This window comes from Dactylosporangium sp. CA-152071 (assembly GCF_050936335.1).
GTDB classification, from domain to species: domain Bacteria; phylum Actinomycetota; class Actinomycetes; order Mycobacteriales; family Micromonosporaceae; genus Dactylosporangium; species Dactylosporangium maewongense.
In genome coordinates this window covers 880,484-898,055 of the sequence record NZ_JBNJMZ010000002.1, presented here as the reverse complement: position 1 = coordinate 898,055, position 17,572 = coordinate 880,484, and the positions used below count along the sequence as shown (strand labels likewise).

General features: G+C 74.3%; 16 protein-coding genes. 6 read left to right on the top strand and 10 right to left on the bottom strand.

All coding sequences use genetic code 11. The features are described 5' to 3' along the window. Positions 1–146 precede the first annotated feature (146 nt). Positions 147–806: a GntR family transcriptional regulator gene (locus tag ACQEVZ_RS44250; protein ID WP_344506867.1), complete on the bottom strand. Its 660-nt coding sequence runs from the start codon at positions 804–806 to the stop codon at positions 147–149. Positions 807–822: 16 nt separating this feature from the next. Between ACQEVZ_RS44250 and ACQEVZ_RS44245 the strand changes: the two genes are divergently transcribed. Together ACQEVZ_RS44245 and ACQEVZ_RS44240 are read left to right on the top strand one after the other, a co-directional pair. After that, positions 823–3,597 (top strand): FAD-binding and (Fe-S)-binding domain-containing protein, encoded by a 2,775-nt coding sequence (locus ACQEVZ_RS44245; protein ID WP_354902010.1) that lies wholly within the window; start codon positions 823–825, stop codon positions 3,595–3,597. 62 nt (positions 3,598–3,659) lie between these two features. Then, positions 3,660–4,382 carry a class I SAM-dependent methyltransferase gene (locus ACQEVZ_RS44240; protein ID WP_433379226.1) on the top strand — a complete coding sequence of 241 codons (723 nt, stop codon included), beginning with the start codon at positions 3,660–3,662 and terminating at the stop codon, positions 4,380–4,382. Positions 4,383–4,397: 15 nt separating this feature from the next. On the opposite strand, the gene ACQEVZ_RS44235 is transcribed toward ACQEVZ_RS44240, so the two are convergent. Both ACQEVZ_RS44235 and ACQEVZ_RS44230 read right to left on the bottom strand, forming a co-directional pair. Continuing rightward, a complete protein-coding gene (locus tag ACQEVZ_RS44235; RefSeq protein WP_433379223.1) occupies positions 4,398–4,709 on the bottom strand; it encodes a DUF4387 domain-containing protein in 312 nt (103 codons plus the stop codon). Then, positions 4,709–4,942, bottom strand: coding sequence for a hypothetical protein (locus tag ACQEVZ_RS44230; RefSeq protein WP_433379220.1), 234 nt, complete (start codon positions 4,940–4,942; stop codon positions 4,709–4,711). The genes ACQEVZ_RS44235 and ACQEVZ_RS44230 overlap by 1 nt, the downstream gene beginning before the upstream one ends. A gap of 73 nt (positions 4,943–5,015) precedes the next feature. Here ACQEVZ_RS44230 and ACQEVZ_RS44225 point away from each other — a divergent pair, with 73 nt between their 5' ends. Next, positions 5,016–5,192 (top strand): hypothetical protein, encoded by a 177-nt coding sequence (locus tag ACQEVZ_RS44225; RefSeq protein ID WP_433379217.1) that lies wholly within the window; start codon positions 5,016–5,018, stop codon positions 5,190–5,192. Positions 5,193–5,198: 6 nt separating this feature from the next. On the opposite strand, the gene ACQEVZ_RS44220 is transcribed toward ACQEVZ_RS44225, so the two are convergent. The 5 genes from ACQEVZ_RS44220 to ACQEVZ_RS44200 are packed head-to-tail and all read right to left on the bottom strand — an operon-like array spanning position 5,199 to position 13,378. After that, positions 5,199–6,038: a hypothetical protein gene (locus tag ACQEVZ_RS44220; RefSeq protein ID WP_433379214.1), complete on the bottom strand. Its 840-nt coding sequence runs from the start codon at positions 6,036–6,038 to the stop codon at positions 5,199–5,201. Further along, positions 6,029–9,247, bottom strand: coding sequence for a hypothetical protein (locus ACQEVZ_RS44215; protein ID WP_433379211.1), 3,219 nt, complete (start codon positions 9,245–9,247; stop codon positions 6,029–6,031). Before ACQEVZ_RS44215 ends, ACQEVZ_RS44220 begins: the two co-directional genes overlap by 10 nt. Next, positions 9,244–10,368, bottom strand: coding sequence for a hypothetical protein (locus tag ACQEVZ_RS44210; protein WP_433379208.1), 1,125 nt, complete (start codon positions 10,366–10,368; stop codon positions 9,244–9,246). The genes ACQEVZ_RS44215 and ACQEVZ_RS44210 overlap by 4 nt, the downstream gene beginning before the upstream one ends. A gap of 26 nt (positions 10,369–10,394) precedes the next feature. Beyond that, positions 10,395–11,528, bottom strand: coding sequence for a caspase family protein (locus ACQEVZ_RS44205; RefSeq protein ID WP_433379205.1), 1,134 nt, complete (start codon positions 11,526–11,528; stop codon positions 10,395–10,397). Next, the gene (locus ACQEVZ_RS44200) at positions 11,525–13,378 is read right to left on the bottom strand and encodes a hypothetical protein (protein ID WP_433379202.1); all 1,854 of its coding nucleotides are present in this window, start codon (positions 13,376–13,378) and stop codon (positions 11,525–11,527) included. The genes ACQEVZ_RS44205 and ACQEVZ_RS44200 overlap by 4 nt, the downstream gene beginning before the upstream one ends. 184 nt (positions 13,379–13,562) lie before the next feature. On the opposite strand from ACQEVZ_RS44200, the gene ACQEVZ_RS44195 reads away from it, so the two are divergent. Further along, positions 13,563–14,120 carry a TIGR03086 family metal-binding protein gene (locus ACQEVZ_RS44195; RefSeq protein ID WP_344506844.1) on the top strand — a complete coding sequence of 186 codons (558 nt, stop codon included), beginning with the start codon at positions 13,563–13,565 and terminating at the stop codon, positions 14,118–14,120. A 54-nt stretch (positions 14,121–14,174) separates the two neighbouring features. Here ACQEVZ_RS44195 and ACQEVZ_RS44190 read toward each other — a convergent pair whose 3' ends face one another. Beyond that, positions 14,175–14,468, bottom strand: a complete 294-nt coding sequence (locus ACQEVZ_RS44190; RefSeq protein WP_433379199.1) for a hypothetical protein — start codon at positions 14,466–14,468, stop codon at positions 14,175–14,177. 127 nt (positions 14,469–14,595) lie between these two features. Beyond that, the gene (locus tag ACQEVZ_RS44185; protein ID WP_354901989.1) at positions 14,596–15,576 is read right to left on the bottom strand and encodes an ArsR/SmtB family transcription factor; all 981 of its coding nucleotides are present in this window, start codon (positions 15,574–15,576) and stop codon (positions 14,596–14,598) included. Between the two features lie 67 nt (positions 15,577–15,643). Here ACQEVZ_RS44185 and ACQEVZ_RS44180 point away from each other — a divergent pair, with 67 nt between their 5' ends. Together ACQEVZ_RS44180 and ACQEVZ_RS44175 are read left to right on the top strand one after the other, a co-directional pair. Then, entirely contained in the window at positions 15,644–16,882 is a 1,239-nt protein-coding gene (locus tag ACQEVZ_RS44180) for an MFS transporter (protein ID WP_433379195.1), read from the top strand. A gap of 132 nt (positions 16,883–17,014) precedes the next feature. Beyond that, positions 17,015–17,548 (top strand): hypothetical protein, encoded by a 534-nt coding sequence (locus ACQEVZ_RS44175; protein ID WP_433379192.1) that lies wholly within the window; start codon positions 17,015–17,017, stop codon positions 17,546–17,548. Positions 17,549–17,572: the final 24 nt, after the last annotated feature.

Sequence of the window (17,572 nt, the reverse complement as noted above, 5' to 3'; positions counted from 1 at the left end):
GCAATGTGGCGGCTGGATGAAGGCGGGTCTGTTCAGCGGTGGGTGGTCAGGCCACCACATGGGGGAGACCCGTCGCGGCAGGCTGCCCGAGCGGTCTTGCTCCTGGTCGGGTGGCAGGGTCGTACATTGGCGGAAAACGGGAGAAGTCAGGCAAGGTTGGCGACGAGGAGGGTGCCGGTCGCCTCGAGGTGGGTGCGCATGGCGGCTTCGGCGGCGTGGCCGTCGCGGGCGATGACCGCGGCCACGACCGGCTCGTGCTCGGCGTGGATCTGGGCCAGGGTGCGGCCGCTGGCGGTCGTCGGCGGGCCGAGCAGGGCAGTGGTGGAGCGCAGCTGGGCGACGATGGCCGCGGCGCGGGCGTTGCCGGCGGCGTGCAGCAGCAGGTCGTGCAGCGCCCTGTCGGCCGGCCAGAACGCGGCTTCGTCGCCGCGCGCCGCCGCGGCCGCCATGGTGTCCAGGGCCGCCCGGATCGCCGCGTGCTGCTCGTCGGTCGCGAGGGTGGCAGCCTTCCGCGCGGCGGGCGGCTCCAGCGCGAGCCGGATCTCGATGATCTCCTCGACGTCGTGGGCGGTGGGCAGCAGGACGCTGAAGCCGCGGTTGCGCCGGATCGCGACCAGGCCCGCCTCGGCCAGGCGGAGCATCCCCTCCCGGACCGGGCTGCGGGAGACGCCGAGCAGCTCGGCCAGCTGATACACCGAATACGTCGCGCCGGGCACGAGCTCGCCGGCCGCGATGCCGTCGCGCACCGCCTGGGCGACGGCGTCGGCGAGGGAGGGGGCCTCGGAGGGAAGTCGCAGCGACGGCATGAGTAACATGTTACTTATGACTGACGTGGTGGCGGCGCTGGAGGCGGCCGGGCTCGAGGTCCGCGCGGACGCGGGCACCCGTGGCATGTACTCCTCGGACGCCTCGCTGTACCGGATCCCGCCGCTCGCCGTGGTGCGGCCGCGGCACGTGGACGAGGTCGCCGCGGCCCTCGCCGTGGCGCGGGAGACGGGCGTGCCCGTCACGTCCCGCGGCGCCGGCACGTCGGTGGCCGGCAACGCCGTCGGCCGGGGCATCGTCCTGGACTTCTCCCGCCACCTGAACCGGGTCCTCAGCGTCGACCCGGAGGCGCGGACCGCGGTCGTCGAGCCCGGCACCGTGCACGCCGTCCTGCAGAAGGCCGTCATGCCGCACGGCGTGCGTTTCGGCCCCGACCCGTCGACCCACCCGCGCTGCACCATCGGCGGGATGATCGGCAACAACGCGTGCGGCTCGCGCTCCCTCGCGTACGGGCGGACCTCCGACAACGTCGCCGCCCTGAAGGTGCTGACGGCGGCGGGGGAGGAGCTCGTCACCGGGCCCACGGTCACCGGCGCGCAGGCGACGGTCGACGCCGTGCGCGCCGTCGTCGGCAAGCACCTCAAGACCGCCAGGACGGAGTTCGACCGGTTCGGCCGCCAGGTCTCCGGCTACGCGGTGCAGCACCTGCTCCCCGAGCGCTTCGACCTCACCCAGGCGCTCGTCGGCTCCGAAGGCACCCTCGCCGTCATCACCGAGGCGACCGTGAAGCTCGTCGTCGACGCGCCGGTCCGCGTCGTCGTGGTCCTCGGCTTCCGCGACATCGTCGCCGCCGGCGAGGCCGCCCCGGCCGTCGTCGCGCACGGCCCCACCTCCTGCGAGGGGCTCGACTCGCGGCTGCTCGACGTGCTGCGCGCCCGCCGCGGCCCAGCCGCCGTGCCGCCGCTGCCGGCGGGCGGCGCGTGGCTCTTCGTCGAGCTGGCCGGCGACGACCCGGGCGAGGTTTCGGCGCGTGCCTCGAGGCTGGCCGCCGATGGGATCGCCCCGGAAGCGCTGGTCGTCACCGACCCGGTGGTGCAGGCGCAGCTGTGGCGGATCCGGGAGGACGGCGCGGGGCTCGCCGGCCGGGCCCCCTCCGACCGGCCCGCGTGGCCCGGCTGGGAGGACGCCGCCGTGCCACCCGCGCAGCTCGGTGCCTACCTGGCGCGGTTCGACGAGCTCGTCGCGTCGTACAAGATGACGTCGGCGCCGTTCGGGCACTTCGGCGACGGCTGCATGCACGTGCGCCTCGACTACCCCCTCGACGAGCCCGGCGGCACCAAGGTCCTGCGCGACTTCCTCACCGACGCGGCCAAGCTCGTCGGCGAGTTCGGCGGCTCGCTCTCCGGCGAGCACGGCGACGGGCGCGCCCGCTCCGAGCTCCTGCCGCACATGTACTCGGCGGACGCGATCGCCCTGTTCGCCGGGGTCAAACACGCCTTCGACCCCGGTAACCTCCTCAACCCCGGTGTCCTCGTCGACCCGGATCCCGTCGACGCCGATGTGCGACCGGCGGGCCGCTTCCCACTCAAGGGGCTGGCCCTCGCCTACCCGCACGACGGCGGCGACCTCGCGCAGGCCGTGCACCGCTGCACGGGCGTCGGCAAGTGCCGCGCCGACAACTCCGCCGCCGGCGGCGTCATGTGCCCGTCCTACCTGGCGACCCGCGAGGAGAAGGACTCCACCCGCGGCCGGGCCCGGGTCCTGCAGGAGGTGGTCCGCGGCGAGCTGACCTGGTCCGACCCGTCCGTGCACGACGCCCTCGACCTGTGCCTGTCCTGCAAGGGCTGCGCCTCGGACTGCCCGACCGGCATCGACATGGCCACCTACAAGTCCGAGGTGCTGCACCAGACGTACCGTGGACGGCTGCGGCCACGCTCGCACTACACCCTCGGGAAGCTACCTCTCTGGGCGCGCCTGGCGGGGTGGACGCCGCGGCTGGCGAACCTCGGTATCCGCCTGCCCGTGCTGGGCGGGTTCTTCCTGTGGCTGGCGGGCGTCGACAAGCGCCGCTCCGTGCCCCGCTTCGCCCGCCGCCCGTTCCGGCGCACCTTCAAGCCCGAGACCAGCGAGCTCAAGCCCGTCGTGCTGTTCGCGGACTCGTTCTCCGACGCGTTCTCGCCGTCCGTGGCCGCCGCCACCGTCCGGGTCCTGCGCGCCGCCGGCTACGAGCCACGCCTGCCGTCCGGGTCGGTGTGCTGCGGCCTGACCTGGATCACCACCGGCCAGCTCGACTCCGCCCGCAAGATCCTGACGCGCACCGTGGCCGCGCTCGCCGCCGACGCCCGCGCCGGAGTGCCCATCGTCGGCATCGAGCCGTCGTGTACCGCCGTGCTCCGCTCCGACATCCACGAGCTGCTGCCGGACTCCCCGGACGCGCCCGTGGTCGCCTCGTCGGTCCGCACCCTCGCCGAGCTGCTCGCCGAGACCCCCGGCTGGACGCCGCCCGACCTGTCGGACGTCGAGGTCGTCGCCCAGCCGCACTGCCACCACCACGCCGTCCTCGGCTGGAAGGCCGACGCCGACCTGCTGGCGTCCACCGGCGCCAAGGTCCGCCGCCTCTCCGGCTGCTGCGGCCTGGCCGGCAACTTCGGCGTCGAGATCGGCCACTACGACGTGTCCGTGGCCGTCGCCGAGCAGCAGCTGCTGCCGGCCCTGGACGCCGCCCCTTCCGCGGTCGTCCTCGCCGACGGCTTCTCCTGCCGCACCCAGGTCGCCGACCTGCGCGACCGTCCCGCCGTCCACCTGGCCGAACTGCTGGACCCATCGCGCTGACCGATGGCCGCCATCGCTCATTGTCGTTTTTCGTCGACGCGGGCGGCGCTTACGGTGGATGCGTGTTCGACTACGACGCCGAGCTCCGCCCGCACACCGCCCACCTGCGCGCCGCCGCCGCGGTGGGCACCCGCGACCGGGTGCTCGACGTCGGCTGCGGCACGGGCCAGACGACCCGCGCCGCGGCCCGCGCCGCCACCGCCGGCAGCGCGCTCGGCGTCGACATCTCCGGCCCGGCGCTCGCGACGGCGCGGACGCGCAGCGCCGGCCTGAGCAACATCGCGTTCGAGGAGGCGGACGCCGCGGTGCACGCCTTCCCGCCCGCCCAGTTCGACGTGTGCCTGAGCCGCTTCGGCACGATGTTCTTCGCGGACCCGGCGGCCGCCTTCACCAACATCGCCCTGGCCCTGCGCCCCGGCGCGCGCCTGGCCATGCTCGTCTGGCAGGCGGCCGACCGCAACGAGTGGTCGACCGTGGTCGGCGAGGCGCTCTCGGCCCCGCCCCGTCCCGCCGCGTTCTCCCTGGCCGACCCGGCCTCGACGGGCACCGTCCTGACCGGCGCGGGCTTCACGGACGTCGCCTTCACCGACGTGCACGAGCCGGTGTACTACGGCCCCGACCCTTCGGCTGCCTTCGACGCCGTCATGTACCTCGAGCGGGCCGCCGGCACCGACCCGGACCCGTCCGCCCGGCGCCGCCTGCACGAGGCCGTCACCGCGCACGCCACCCCCGCCGGCGTCACGTTCGGCTCCCGTGCCTGGCTGATCACCGCCCACCGCACCTGACGCGGGCGCCCGGCGCTACCCGTCGCCGGGCAGGGGGAGCAGGGCGAGGGGGACGTGGTGCTGGCCGGCGTGGATGTCGCGGTCGTGCAGGCTGCCCTGCGAGACCGGGCGGGGGAACGAGATCTTCACGACGTTGAGCGACGGGATGTGGAAGATCTGCACGGTGGCCGGCGGCACCCCGTACAGGCGGGCGATCACCGGCGCGTCGACGAAGGCGACGGCGGCGAACCCGGCCTCGTCGCGCATGAAGAGCTCCATCGTCACCCAGAACGGGCCGGCGTTCTTGGAGCGCACCTCGATCGCCAGGTCGCCGACGGTACTGGACATCACAAGGCCTCCGGGAAAGCGATGCGGAACAGGCTGGTGGGGGAGTCCACGGCGACGACTTGGTTGAGGGCGAACTCGTAGGTGGCGCCGCGCTCGGTCTCGGCGGGTGACGTCGCGAACGCGAGGCTCGGCAGGTGCTGCATGTCCGGCGTCGGCAGGTGCAGCATGAGCGGGTTCGCCACCTTCGCGATCGCGGTGGCGGTCGCCTGGTCGGCGGCGTTGACCAGCAGCATCACGCCGACCTCGCGGGGCGGCCGGGTGTCGGGGTCCAGGGGGCCGAGGACCGCGTCGAAGCCGTAGAGGCGGATGTCGAAGGAGCTGCTGCTGCGCCGGGTCGCGGAGGACGAGTCGTTCGGCCTCGAGCGGTACACCAGCCACCGCGCCCTCGTCAGGGCCCTGCGCGCCGGCGACTCCGCCACCGCCGAACGCATCGCCCTCGAGGACTCCCAGGGTGGCCTGGCCGCCCTCCGCGACGGCCCCTGACCGGCCTCAGGCGCAGGCGGCGGCCGCTGTACCGGTGGCGAAGCGCCCCGCGTCGATGCGGGCCACGATGTGGTTCATCAGCTGGAAGGCGATGCGCAGGTCCGCCTGCTCGACGTAGGGCAGGTCCGTGTCGGCGGCCCGCAGCCGGTCGCCGTACCCCGCGACGAGCTCCTTGCGGGTCGACGCCGGATGGATGCCTTCGGCGGTCTGCGCGCTGTCGGTCACCGACACCGCGAACACCGTCCCGTCCCGGCCGATGAGCACGGTGAGCGCCGGGAACCCGGCGTTTTCGGTGACCAGCGTCGTGCAGGTGCCCGTCCGGCCGCTCTCCTGCTTCAGCGGAAACGGGGACGCGGCGCGGGCCTGCGCCTCGGTCATGCCCAGCTTGAGATCGCCGATGCCGTCGGCGCGGACGACGACCGAGAAGCCGGGCTCGTCGGGTGCCACCGTCATGCCCGCCTCCGGGAACAGCGTCGCGAGCCGGCGGGCGTCGACGCCCTCGTGCTGCCGCAGCGACTCGTAGACGAACGCCCCGCGGCTGGTCTCGCCCCACGCGATGTCCTGCCAGCGGCCGTCCTTCCACGCGAAGAAGGCCTCCTGGGTGCCGTGCACGCCGATCTCCGGCCCGGCGAAGCGGACGAACGCGAACCCTTCGCGGCAGTACGACGCCCGGATGGCGTCGGCGTGCTCGATGCTCTGCAACGCCGCGCCCTGCTCGCCCACGCACTGTGACGCCGGTGTGGCGGCGGGCGCCGGCAGCGAGGAAGGGCCATCGCATGCCGCGAGCGCGAGGACCGGGACGAGTGCGACGAGGATGCGCTGGGCGGAGGCCATGGTCACCTGCACGGGGGCTCGTAGGGTGTGGACGGGATGTAGGCGCGCCACTGCTCGGCGGTGACGAGATCGCCGGTGGTCGAGCAGATGCGGGCGATCAGCCGTTCGGGGTCGAACAGCCGCAGGGACAGGGGATCGCGGCCGCCCGCACCGGCCAGGAGCCCGACGTCGACGGGGGTGTCGCCGCTGACGTCCCAGACGTGGACGCCGTCGCCGTTCACGGTCAGCAGGTGCCGCCCGTCCGAGCTGTAGGCCAGGTCGTCCGCGGCGACGTGCGCGAAGGTCGCCGGCTCGGCGGTGCCGCGCAGGTTCCAGACGGTCAGGCCCGCCCCGGCGACCGCGACCGACCCGCCGCCCGCGGCGAACGCGACGCCGGCCGCGTCGCCCGTGAACCGCAGCTCCCGCCGCCGCTGCGGGCCGCCGACCGTCAGGTCCCAGATCTCGAGCCGGCCTCCGTCGCCGGCGCCGGCCAGGCGACGCCCCGACGGGTCGAAGGCGACGCGCGTCATCCGGCCCGGACCGGTCGCCAAGGTGACCGGGTGCTCCAGCGGGCGCGCCGCTCCCAGGTCGAACACGGTGAGCGTGTCGTTGGCGACCGCCAGCCACCGGCCGTCGGGGCTGACCGCCAGCCCGTGCACGCCCGGGGTCCGGTTCGCCCGCTCGTCGCGCCGGGTGAGCGTGTCGCCGTCGACGTCCCAGACGGTGATCCAGCCGTCGCGGCCGGCGGTGACGACGACCGCGCCGGAGGCGGACACGGCGACGGCGGACTCGCCCGTGTCGACCCGTGGCCGGTCGCTGACCGGCGCCGTCGACAGCAGCCTCGGCGGCCGGTCGGGCGCGACCGCCCACAGCCGCACCTCACCGGTGAAGTCGACGGTCGCCGCCCGGTGATCGGAGCCGCCGACCGCGGTGTCCTTGACCGACTCGGGCAGCACCGGTCCCTGAGCTGGGCAGGCCGGCGCGAGCGTCCAGAAGTTCACCCTGGACCCGGCGGAGCGGACGAGGAACCGGTTGCCGGCGGTGAACATGACGGGCCCGCCCGTCTCCGGCGCCGCGATGCACGACGGCACCCGGTCGTAGGAGAAGTCGTGGAACTCGTTCGGGCTGACCCGCACAAGGACCGGCTTGCCGGTGCGGGCGTCCCAGCTCGCCATCGTGTTGTCGGCCGGGCTGAACGCCGCGGCCGTCGCGAACCCGGCCGGCCGGTGCGCCAGCTCCTCGCCGGGCGGCCCGAGGTGCCACAGCAGCAGCCCGGACCAGGAGTCGTCGACCACGAGGGCGGACCCGTCGAGGCTCGTGGACAGCGGGGTGAGCATCCGCGGCCGGCGGGTGTCGCTCCCGGCGAGAGGCTTGGGTGCGGGGATCTCCCAGCGGCGGAAGGCGTCCCGGGTGTCCACGGCGGCGAGCGCCGACCCGCCGACGACGAGCACGCCCCGCGAGGTGAACAGCAGCGTCGGCACGGCGGGCCCGGCCGGCAGGAACTGGTGCCAGACCTCGGTGAGCGGCGCGCCGGCGGTGAGGTCCCACACCCGGACCGCGAGGTCACCGGTCCGCTGCAGCAGGGTCGCCGGACCGAAGCCGGCCGCGAGGTACCGGCCGTCGGCGGAGAACTCCAGCGCCGTCACCCGGTGCCCCTGGTGCACGACGCGGCCGGCCGGTCCCGCCGGCGACCGCACCTCGATCCCGCCGTCGGCGTCGGCGATGGCGATCAGCTTGCCGTCGCGGCTCGTCGCGACGTTGGTGACGGTGCCACCGGCCTCCGGGAGGACCCGCGTCACGCGGTGCTCGCCGAGGCGTGCGGTGTAGATGCCGCCCCCCGCGGCGACCATCACATCGTCACCACCCGGCACCGCCCGCACGGCCTGGATCTCCCCGGGGAAGGTGAGCGTGCCGCCGGTCGTGGACGCGTCGAGGACGGACCGCAGCGCCTCAGGGGTCGGCGAGATCCGGTACGCGGCGGCGGCCAGCTGGCGGGCCAGGTTCGGGTCGTCCGCCATCAGCTTCCGCGCCTGCTCCGCCACCGCCCGCGACGACGCCATCCGCCGGGTCCGCTCCGCCTCGCGGCTCTGGACGAAGTACACCGTCGCGGACACGGCCAGGACCAGCGCCACGACGGCCGCCAGCGCGCCGCTGACCCGCTGCCAGTTCGGGTGGTACAGCGTCCGCCATGCCTCGCCGACGGTCCGCACCGGGTGGACGTCGGGGCGGCCGTCCACCGTCTTCGGGCCGCCCGTCCGTGGGATGATCGCGACGAGCTTGGCCCGGCGGGCGGCGTCGAGTTTCGCGTCCAGACCACCGACGTCGCCGAACGTGCCGCCGGCGGTGAGCCTGCCGGTCACGGCGAACGGCCGGCGCGACGGTCGCAGCCAGCGCGCGGCGGTCATGACCGGCCGCCACAACCGCGCCAGCACCGCCGATCGGGTCGGCGGGCCCAGCACGGCGGCGAGCAGCACCGCGAACGCGGCGCCCGTCGAGTCGCCGACGACGTGCAGGCAGGGCTCGCCCGGCACGGTGAGCCGCCACACGACGCACGGTGCCGACTCCCGACCGGCGGTCGCGTGGCGCCAGGCCGCGGCGATCGACCCGGCGAACGCGTCGTCGCCCCGCAGGAACGCCGTCGCCGCCGGGTCCGGGTACAGCCCGGCCGGGCCGCCCGGAATCAGCGCGATCTCCAGCGTGCCGGCGACGCCCTCGCTCCCGTGCCGGCCCTGCCGCTCGAACAGCACGGCCATCCGCTGCGCCGCGCGGCGGGGGCGCACCGCCCCGGCGGCGAGCAGCGCCTGCAGCACCACCCACGAGCGCACCGCGCCGCCCGGGAGCGGCTCCACCAGCTCGGCGATCCGCTGGGCCGCCGGGTGCCGGTGCGCGGTCGGCATCGTCTCCGGCATGATGCGGGTGTCCCGCCAGTACACGACGGCCGCCGCGACATCGGCGTCGGTGCGCCCGGCGGCGGCGAGCGTGACCTGCGCGACCGCCACCGCCGCCCGGCGGAGCGCGGTGCGGTCCGCGGCGTGTCGCGGGGTCTTCTCGTCGAGCAGGCTCAGCAGCCCGGACTCCTCGTCGAGCCAGGCGTCCACCCGTCCGGGCTCGGTCCGTGCGGCGGCGGCACACGCCGCCCACCAGCCCGCGACAAGATCGTGGAACAGCTCCGTCGGCGACCCGGCCGGGTCCGTGCCGCGCCGTGCCCGGACGATCCGCGCGATCTCCGCCTCCGGAGTCATCGGTCCAGCTCCGCGTCGATGCGTTCGCGAGTGGCCGGATCCACCTCCGTGGCAAGTGCCCTCCACGCGTCGATCGTTTCGACATCTGCCGCCGCGGCGATGGAGTCGCGGATGGGGGCCGTCCTGAGCTCCGAGAACGGCTCGGTCAGCTCTTCCACCGACCAGGGGCGGTTGCCTGCGAACCCGGTCAGTTCGACCACCGCTTCGGAGACCGTGAACGGCCTGGGCCAGACGGGAGCAACGATCGTCCGGTCGCCGCCGTCCCGGCCCGCGAACCGGATCAGGAAGCACCGCACGCGATCCGCCGACGTGGTCAGTTCGACCTGGACCCGGCCACCCGGCATCTGCCGGACGGAGACCCGGACGTTGCCGCGGTCCGATTCGAACCTGTGGACCCTCTCCACCGGTGCGGCCGCGAGCACAAGATCATTCGTTCGCAGCGCGGGCAGCGTCATGATCAATTGGTCGACGTCGACGGAGAGCCCTTGTGACGCGCGGAGTATCACGCGGCTCAGATCGCAATGCCGGACCCGCCGCATCAGGGTTCGGGACGCGTCGGTCGGTGGGCTGGCTGTGTCGCGCAGTGCTGCCACCAGTGCGAATGCCGCCGCTCGAAGCCGCGGAACGCCGGCAGCGAGCGCCCGTGCCGCAACGAACGCCAGCTCGTCGAGCCGCTCATCGGCATCCGCGCGGCGCTGGATCAATGTCGCGCGCAGTGCGAGGCCGTCGGGGCTGTCGGCGATCCGAGCTGCCGTGTCGGTCGCCGTCGCGTCGTCGCCGAGCTGGAGGGCGGTGAAGCCCAGCAGCGCCAGACCAAGCGTCGGCAGGTTCGCCAGGTCGCCGCGGAGCACGTGGACCGCGGCGTCGGGCCGGCCACGTTCGGCGAGGGCGATCGCCGCGGTCGTCGGGTCGCGAACGGTCTGCGCCGGGCCGGCGAGGCGCGTGTCGCGGGATCCGGGACCGACCACGACGACCTCGTCGAAGCTGTCGGGGCCGGCGGGCAGTGGCACCGAGACGGCGTACGTCCCGGGCGGCAGCGTGATCGGCTCGCCGGTGCTGCCGGTCGCCACCACCTTCAGCCGGCTGTCGCGGACCGTCACCGGCAGGGCGACCCCGTCCATGTCGACGACCAGCGTGCCAGGTTCCGTCATCGCAGCGTCACCGTCTTGTGTGCCTTCGGCGGAGCGACCTGCACCGATGCCACCGTCTCCGGCGCGAACTGCGGGTGCGGCGGGTCGAAGGCCACCGCCAGGGTCCAGATGCCTGCCGGCACCGGCACGTCGATCACCGGCAGCGGGCGGCGTTCCAGGGCCTGGACGTCGCCCTCGAAGATGCGCGCGGTGCAGCCGACGGCGTGTTGGGCGGCGGCGGGGTCGACGAACAGCGTCACCGGCACCGACGGCACCTCGCACTCCAGGAACGCGACGTCCGACAGGTGCGAGCCGCCGACCATGACCGTCTGTTCCTCCGCGCCGAGGGCGGCCAGCTCATGTGCCCGCCGCCGCAGGTGGCGGTGCAGCGACTCGGCGGTCACGCCCCACCGCTCCTCGTCGCCGTCGAGGCGGGTGCGGGCGTCGAGGTCCAGGCACTCCAGCAGGGCCCGCACGAAGACGCTGCCCACGCCCGACTGCCAGGCCGCCGTCCCGGGCGCCGCGGCGAAGAAGATGGGCCGGTGGGCCGGGCCGGTGCCGCGACGCGGTTCGAGGGTGATCCTGCCGCGCAGCGGGCCCGCGTAGTCGTCCAGGCCGTGTGCCGGCACACGGCAGGCGTCGACGAAGTACCACTGGCGGGTCGGGCAGCCGTCGAGGCTCAGCCCCTTCCGGACGCCGGCGACGTCGACGGCCGCGTCGAACGGGTCACCGATCGCGCCGGCGTCGCGCAGCAGGACGATCGCGCCGTCGTCGGTCTCCTGCACGCCGTGTCCACAGATGTACAGGACGGCGACGTTCTCCGGCGACGACCGGCAGTCCCGCGCCCACTCGTGCAGCGCCTGGTGCACGGCCGCGCCGTCGGCCCGCGGCACGGTGTCGCCGCCGGAGACGTATGGCCGCTCGTCGTCGGTCGGCGCGAGCAGCAGCCGGATGCTGCCCAGCCGCCGGTCCCCGCCCGGGTACCGGTCGCGCATCCACCGGGCGAACAGGTCCGCCGACGTCGCGCCCGACGGCAGGTCGTCCAGGTCGGACAGTGGCCGGAACGGGTACTCCGACACGCCGATCACCAGCACGTGCGTCGCGGGTCCGGGGGTGTCGTCGCGGAACCAGCACGGCAGCGGCGCGGTCATCCCGCGGTCACCCGCCCGCCGACCATGATCCGGTCGAGGGCGCCGGCGATGACAGTCAGGCCGGCCTGTGCGCCGAACCCCCACGCGGCGACGGTCACGTAGTCGCGCCAGCCGCCGAAGGCCTGGTCGAAGTACAACGCGCTGAGCCCGGTCCAGACGGTGACGACCGCGATGGCGGCGAACACGAGCACGTTGCGGACCCGCCGCGACCGGGCGACCCGCCGGGCCGTCGCGGCCGCGCCCTCCCGCGCCTCGGCCAGCGCGAGCGCCGGGTCGGGCGGCACCGGCGGCAGCGGCACGGGCCCCGGTCCGGGGCCGGGCACGCCGGATGCGACGAGCCGCTCGCGGGACTGCAACGCGTACAGGACGACGGCCGGCGCGTCGAGGCGCTCACCGATCCGCAGCCCGGTGTACGCGGCGCCGTCGGCCGCGGCCCACATGTCCTCCAGGACCGCGTCGACCGTGGCGGCTGCCTCCGTCAGCGACCGCAGGTCGGTCGCGTCGCGCTGGGCGGGCTTCAGCCGCCGCGCGAGCGCCCGAAGGCCGTGGACGGCGGTGGCGTCGGCGGGCCAGGCCCGCAGGGCGACGGTCGTGGCGTCGATGTCGGCGATCAGCTGTGGGACCGTGTCGACGTCGTCGATCGGCCGGCCCCGCAGCAGCGCCCCGGCGTGCGTGACGAGGGCCGGCAGCCGGCCGGCCGCCGCCTGCCCGGGCCTGGCGTCCCACGGGGACGGCGGGTCGCCCGGCGTGCCGGCGACGGCCTGCTCGGCGACGGTCAGCGCGGCGAGCCGCTGGGCCGCCGCCGGCCACGCGTCGACGAGTCGCCGCAGCGCCGTCATGACGTCGAGCTGCGCCTGGAACGGGCCCTCGTCGGCGGTCAGCTCGCTGAACCTGCGGCTGAGCTTCGACAGCTCCGACCGGACCGCGGCGAGCCGCGCCTGCAGGGCGGGCAGGAACGAGTAGGCCCGCCACGGCGCGCCCCCACCGGCCTGGCGGAACCGCTGATGCGCGGCCGCCGCCTCCGCCTCGAGCAACCACGACTCCTCGACCGCCAGCGACACCGTGCTGAGCCGGCCCGCCTGCCACGCGGTCACCAGCGCGAGCGCGACACCGGCGAGCAGGACGAGCAGCGGGAACACGAAGTCGTCGGTGCTGCGCAGCGTCAGCGCCACCTCGCCGGCCGCGTCGTCGTCCGGTGTCAGATCGATCGTCCCGGTGTAGTCGCCGGCCCGGGTGGCGCCCGCGAAGGCGAGCTCGACGTCGTGCCGCCCCGCGTGACAGGTCGCCTGCACGGTCACCGCGCCGCCGCCCGCCGACGCGAGCCCGCCGACCGGGATCGTCGCATCCCCGGGCGGGCACGAGACGCCCTGGGCGAGCGGCAGCGTGGCGCCGCTGAGCCCGGTCACGAACGGGCCCCGCGACGACGTCACCCGCCACTCGGCCACGAGCGGCAGCCACCCCACCGTCTCCGGGCCGATCTCGTACGCCCGCCGCGCGACGACGGTCGGCGTCCCCGGCGCCCGGGCGACGGCGACCAGGAAACCGGACGCGCCGTCGTCCCCGGCCGGCGTGACGGTGAAGACCGCGACCCCGCCCGGATCGAGGTGCGCGCTCGCCGGTGCGACGGTGGCGGCGCCGGTCCCGCCGTCCCCGGCGACGCTCCGGATGTCGACGTCATACGGTACGCCGGCGTTGTTCACGACCGCCGCCCGCGCCGGGTTGCCGGGCCGCAGCCGCAGCACCGTCCCGTCGAGGAACTCCACGTCGGCGCCGTCGGCCAGCGCGGGCGGCGGAGCCATCGATCCGACCAGCAGCATGACCGCCGCGACGATGCCGGCTTTGCGCAGCACGTGCCCTCCCATCCCGGGTGACCGGTTGTGGTTACCCTGTCACGGTCGATGGCCGGCGTGATCGTCCGAGCGGATACGGTGCCCGGCCGATCGTGCCTCGACGCACCTGGACCACCGGCCCCCGAACGGCTGCCATCTCGTCGATGGGCCGACGCCGGCAGGCGGGACGGGTTAGCGTGGCCGGATGACTGCAGCGGAAGAACACCGGAGCATCGCCGGCACGTTCACCGACCGGGTCCGTGGCGTGCCGGCCGGCGGCTGGGACCGACCGGCACCGTGTGAGGGCTGGGTGGCCCGGGACGTCGTCGGGCACCTCGTTGAATGGCTGCCGGGGTTCCTGCGCGCCGGCGCGGGCATCGACCTGCCGAAGGGGCCGCCGGTCGCCGAGGACCCGGTCGCCGCCTGGCAGGTGCACACCGACGCCGTGCAGGCGCTGCTGGACGACCCGTCCAGCGCCGACCGGATGCTGTCCAACCCGCACATCGGCGAGCTGCCGGTCGCCACGGCGATCAGCCAGTTCTACACCTCCGACGTGTTCCTGCACACGTGGGACCTGGCCCGTGCGACCGGCCAGGACGAGCGGCTCGACCCGCAGCGCTGCGCGGTGATGCTGGAGGGCATGCTGCCGATGGACGAGGTGCTGCGCAGCAGCGGCCACTACGGCGCGCGGGTCGAGGTCCCCGCCGACGCCGACGCGCAGACCCGGCTGCTGGCCTTCATCGGCCGCGACCCTTCCCAGTAGTCGATGCCGCCCGGCCGGTCCCGGTGCGGGCCGAGACCGGCCGGGCGGCCGGATTCAGTTGAAACTCTGCTGCCACACTTCGGCGTCGACCGCGTCGTGCCAGCGAGTGAACCCGCAGGCCCAGGCCACCGGATCGGTCAACGGCGTGCCACCGAAACGCGGCTCGCCGGAGACCAGCAGCCGTGATCCGATCCCGAAAAGCGCCACTTCCAGGCTGACGCCACCCGTCGGATTCGGCAGTCCGACGGTGACGCTCTCGGCTGAGCCGCCCCGGAACCATCGGTGAACCTTGAACGTCACCGGACGAAACATGCCTGTCGCGGCATCGGTGGCGCCGATTCCGGTCACCGACCCGTCGAACGCGAAACTGCGCCGGGCAAGTGACTGTGCCGAATGTCTTGATCCTCTCCATGTCCACCAACACCCCATGCGTTACACCCACTTCACAAGCATTCAGATACCGACGCCGCCGGCGCTATCCCGGCGCTGCGACGAGTGCGTCGCCGAGCGGGGTGCGGCGGTAGAGCACGGAGCGACCCGAGCGGGCGCGGTGCACGAGGCCCGATCGGTGCAGGACGGCGAGGTGGTCGCCGACGGCGCCGGTGGCCATGCCGTACGCCCGGGCGAGCTGGCTCGTGCTGGCCGGGTCGCCGAGGGTGGCCAGCAGCAGCGCCCGGGACCGGCCGAGCAGCGCCGACAGGTGCGCGGGCGGCTCGGGCGGCCCGTGCTCGAGCAGCGTCCCGACGCCGCGGGCCGGGTAGACGATCGCCTTGGGCCAGGGGTCGTCGGCGTACACGGCGATCTCCGGCCACACGAACACCGACGGGACGAGCAGCAGCCCGTCCCCGCCGAGCGCGATCTCGCCTCTGCTGCGGACGTGCAGGTCGATGCCGCCGTCGCGCCAGCGGACCTTCCGGTGGAGCCCGGCGAGGGCGGCGGCCCAGCCCGCGCGGCCGAGCTCGCCGACGCGGTGCACGACGTCGCGCTCGCACAGCAGCCGCAGCCGTGGCCAGTCGTCTTCGAGCAGCGCCGTCCAGGCCGCGGCCAGCACGTCGGCGAGCCTGTCCAGGGCGTCCGGCGCCGCCAGCACCGCCCGCGCGGCGTCCGACACGTCGCGGCGGTGCCGCAGATAGAAGTCGATCTCCGCCCGTACGCCGTCCGCCGGCGCGGCGCGCATCGTGGCGAGGTCGTCCTCGATGGTCTGCAGCCGCGGCGGCGGGGAGAAGAACGTCGCGCCTGCCCGCGGCGTGTGCAGCGCGTCGATCGCCGCGAGCCCCGCCCCGTGCCGCCCGGCCAGCTCCGTGAACCGCGGCCGCAGCCGGGCCAGCCACGCCTCCGGCACGCCCTGCGGGTGCGGGCTCTGCAGGGCGCGGATCAGGTGGTGCAGCTCGAAGACCGGCGACAGCGCGAACCTGGTGCGCACCAGGTCCTCCGCACCCACCACGAACCGCAGCACGCCCTCGACCTTACGCTGTGTGGCGAATCATTCGTGCCGTTCCCCGCTCGCCCGCAGGCTGGTGCGCATGACTGTCGTCGACCGCCCGGCCACGTACCGCGAGGTGTTCGCGGAGCCGTCGTTCCGTGCCCTGTTCGTCGCGCGGACCCTGGCGATCGGCGCGAACTCCCTGCAGATCTTCGCGCTGTCCGTCCTGGTCTACACCGGCACCGGCTCCGCGCTGCTCAGCGCGCTCGCCTTCGGCGCGGGCTTCCTGCCGCAGGTCGTCGGCGGGCTGCTGCTCGGGTCGCTGACCGACCGCCTGCGCCCGCGGCCGCTCATCGTCGCCGGGTATGCGGTCGAGGCCCTCCTCGCGGCCGCGCTCGGCCTGCTCGACCTACCGGTCGCGGCGAGCCTCTCGCTGGTCGCCGTGGTCGCGTGCGGCACGCCGGTGTTCGCGGGCGCGGCGGCCCGCGTCATCGCCGACCAACTGACCGGCGACGCCTACGTCCTCGGCCGCTCCGTGTCCAACATGTCGTCCTCCGCCGCCCAGCTGCTCGGCCTCGCGGGCGGCGGCGTCGCGGTGGCCGCCGCGGGACCCCGCCACGCGCTGCTCTTCGCCGCCGCCTGCCACGTGGCCGCCGCCGTGCTGGTCCGCTTCGGCCTCGGCTCAGGCGGCGGAGGTGTCCGTCCCCGTGGCGGTGCCGTCCATTCCCGTGGCGGCGCTGTCAGGGACAGTCTGGCCGGGGCGTCGGCGTTGTTCGGTGACCGCACCATCCGCCGGCTGCTGCTCGCCCAGTGGCTGCCGTCCGCGTTCGCCGCCGGCGCCGAGGCCCTCCTCGTCGCGTACGCCGGCCGCCGCGGCTTCCCACCAGGCTCCGGCGCCGTCCTCATGGCCGCCCCCGCCGCCGGCATGCTCCTGGGCAACTTCGTCGCCGGCCGCTTCCTCCGCCCCACCCTGCGCGAACGCCTCGCCGGTCCCTTCCTGCTCCTGCTCGGCACCCCACTCATCGCCGTGCTCGCCGCCCCACCACTCCCGGTCCTGGCGGCGCTGCTCGTCATCGCGGGCACGGGCTTCGCGTACGGCCTCGGCCTGCAACGCGCCTTCCTCGCCGCCGCCCCCGAAGCCCGCCGCGGCCAGCTCTTCGCCCTGCTCTCCACCGGCATGATGGCCCTGCAGGGCCTCAGCCCCCTGCTTCTGGGCACCGTCGCGGAGTTGACTTCCCCGGCCCTGGCCATCGCGTCCGCCGGAGCCGCCACGGTACTGGTAGCGCCCCTACTGCTACGCGGCCGCCCCAGTGACATCCAACGCCAATCGAAGCGCTAAAGACTTGACTGCGTGCCCCCGAAGTGATTGACGCTCGCCAAGTGGTGCCGTCGGTGCAACAGTTGGGCCATGACTTGGGGAGCGGTTGCCGCCGCGGCGCTTACTGCGGTTCTTACCCTTGCGGGAGGGTTAGTGCTGTTGCAGGTCCAGACCATCACCAGGGCTGCGGAAGAACGGCGGGCAGACCGTAGACAGTGGCATGACGAGGCGGTCAATGTGATCGTTGATGTCGCAACCCTGACATTGGATGCAGGCGTGTTGGCTCTTGGCCTTCCCGTGCTGTCTGCGGATGGCACGCCGTCTGATCTCAACAGCGAATGGGCAGGCCTTCAGGAGCGGTGGATGACAGAGCTTCGACGGCGGTTGCAGAGAATCGCCCGAGGGCATCCTGACGCCGGAATGCGGCTCGAGGCGGTTCGCGTCGGGGACGCTACAATCCGCGCGCTCCAGGTCGCATTTGATTCCATCAGGGCTCCTCGTGAGCGTGACGAAGAAAATCTGCTCCGAGTCTTCGAAATGGAGATCACGCCGGCGGCGCGATCCTACGTTCGGTGTCTTCATGGCGGCGACGAAAGGGAGGATGAGCAGCCCGTGTCGACGCTACGCCGGATTCGCGACACGTACCGTGAAAGCGGCATATTCCTGCGGCCTTCCGAAATTTCTTGACAGCGCGGACACCGTCGCACAGGC

What these genes read in the sequence shown, in the direction of transcription:
- ACQEVZ_RS44250 (WP_344506867.1), bottom strand. Translation starts at nt 806, where the DNA reads ATGCCGTCGCTGCGACTTCCCTCCGAGGCCCCCTCCCTCGCCGACGCC.
- ACQEVZ_RS44245 (WP_354902010.1), top strand. Translation starts at nt 823, where the DNA reads ATGACTGACGTGGTGGCGGCGCTGGAGGCGGCCGGGCTCGAGGTCCGC.
- ACQEVZ_RS44235 (WP_433379223.1), bottom strand. Translation starts at nt 4,709, where the DNA reads ATGTCCAGTACCGTCGGCGACCTGGCGATCGAGGTGCGCTCCAAGAAC.
- ACQEVZ_RS44230 (WP_433379220.1), bottom strand. Translation starts at nt 4,942, where the DNA reads ATGCTGCTGGTCAACGCCGCCGACCAGGCGACCGCCACCGCGATCGCG.
- ACQEVZ_RS44225 (WP_433379217.1), top strand. Translation starts at nt 5,016, where the DNA reads ATGTCGAAGGAGCTGCTGCTGCGCCGGGTCGCGGAGGACGAGTCGTTC.
- ACQEVZ_RS44215 (WP_433379211.1), bottom strand. Translation starts at nt 9,247, where the DNA reads ATGACTCCGGAGGCGGAGATCGCGCGGATCGTCCGGGCACGGCGCGGC.
- ACQEVZ_RS44210 (WP_433379208.1), bottom strand. Translation starts at nt 10,368, where the DNA reads ATGGACGGGGTCGCCCTGCCGGTGACGGTCCGCGACAGCCGGCTGAAG.
- ACQEVZ_RS44205 (WP_433379205.1), bottom strand. Translation starts at nt 11,528, where the DNA reads ATGACCGCGCCGCTGCCGTGCTGGTTCCGCGACGACACCCCCGGACCC.
- ACQEVZ_RS44195 (WP_344506844.1), top strand. Translation starts at nt 13,563, where the DNA reads ATGACTGCAGCGGAAGAACACCGGAGCATCGCCGGCACGTTCACCGAC.
- ACQEVZ_RS44180 (WP_433379195.1), top strand. Translation starts at nt 15,644, where the DNA reads ATGACTGTCGTCGACCGCCCGGCCACGTACCGCGAGGTGTTCGCGGAG.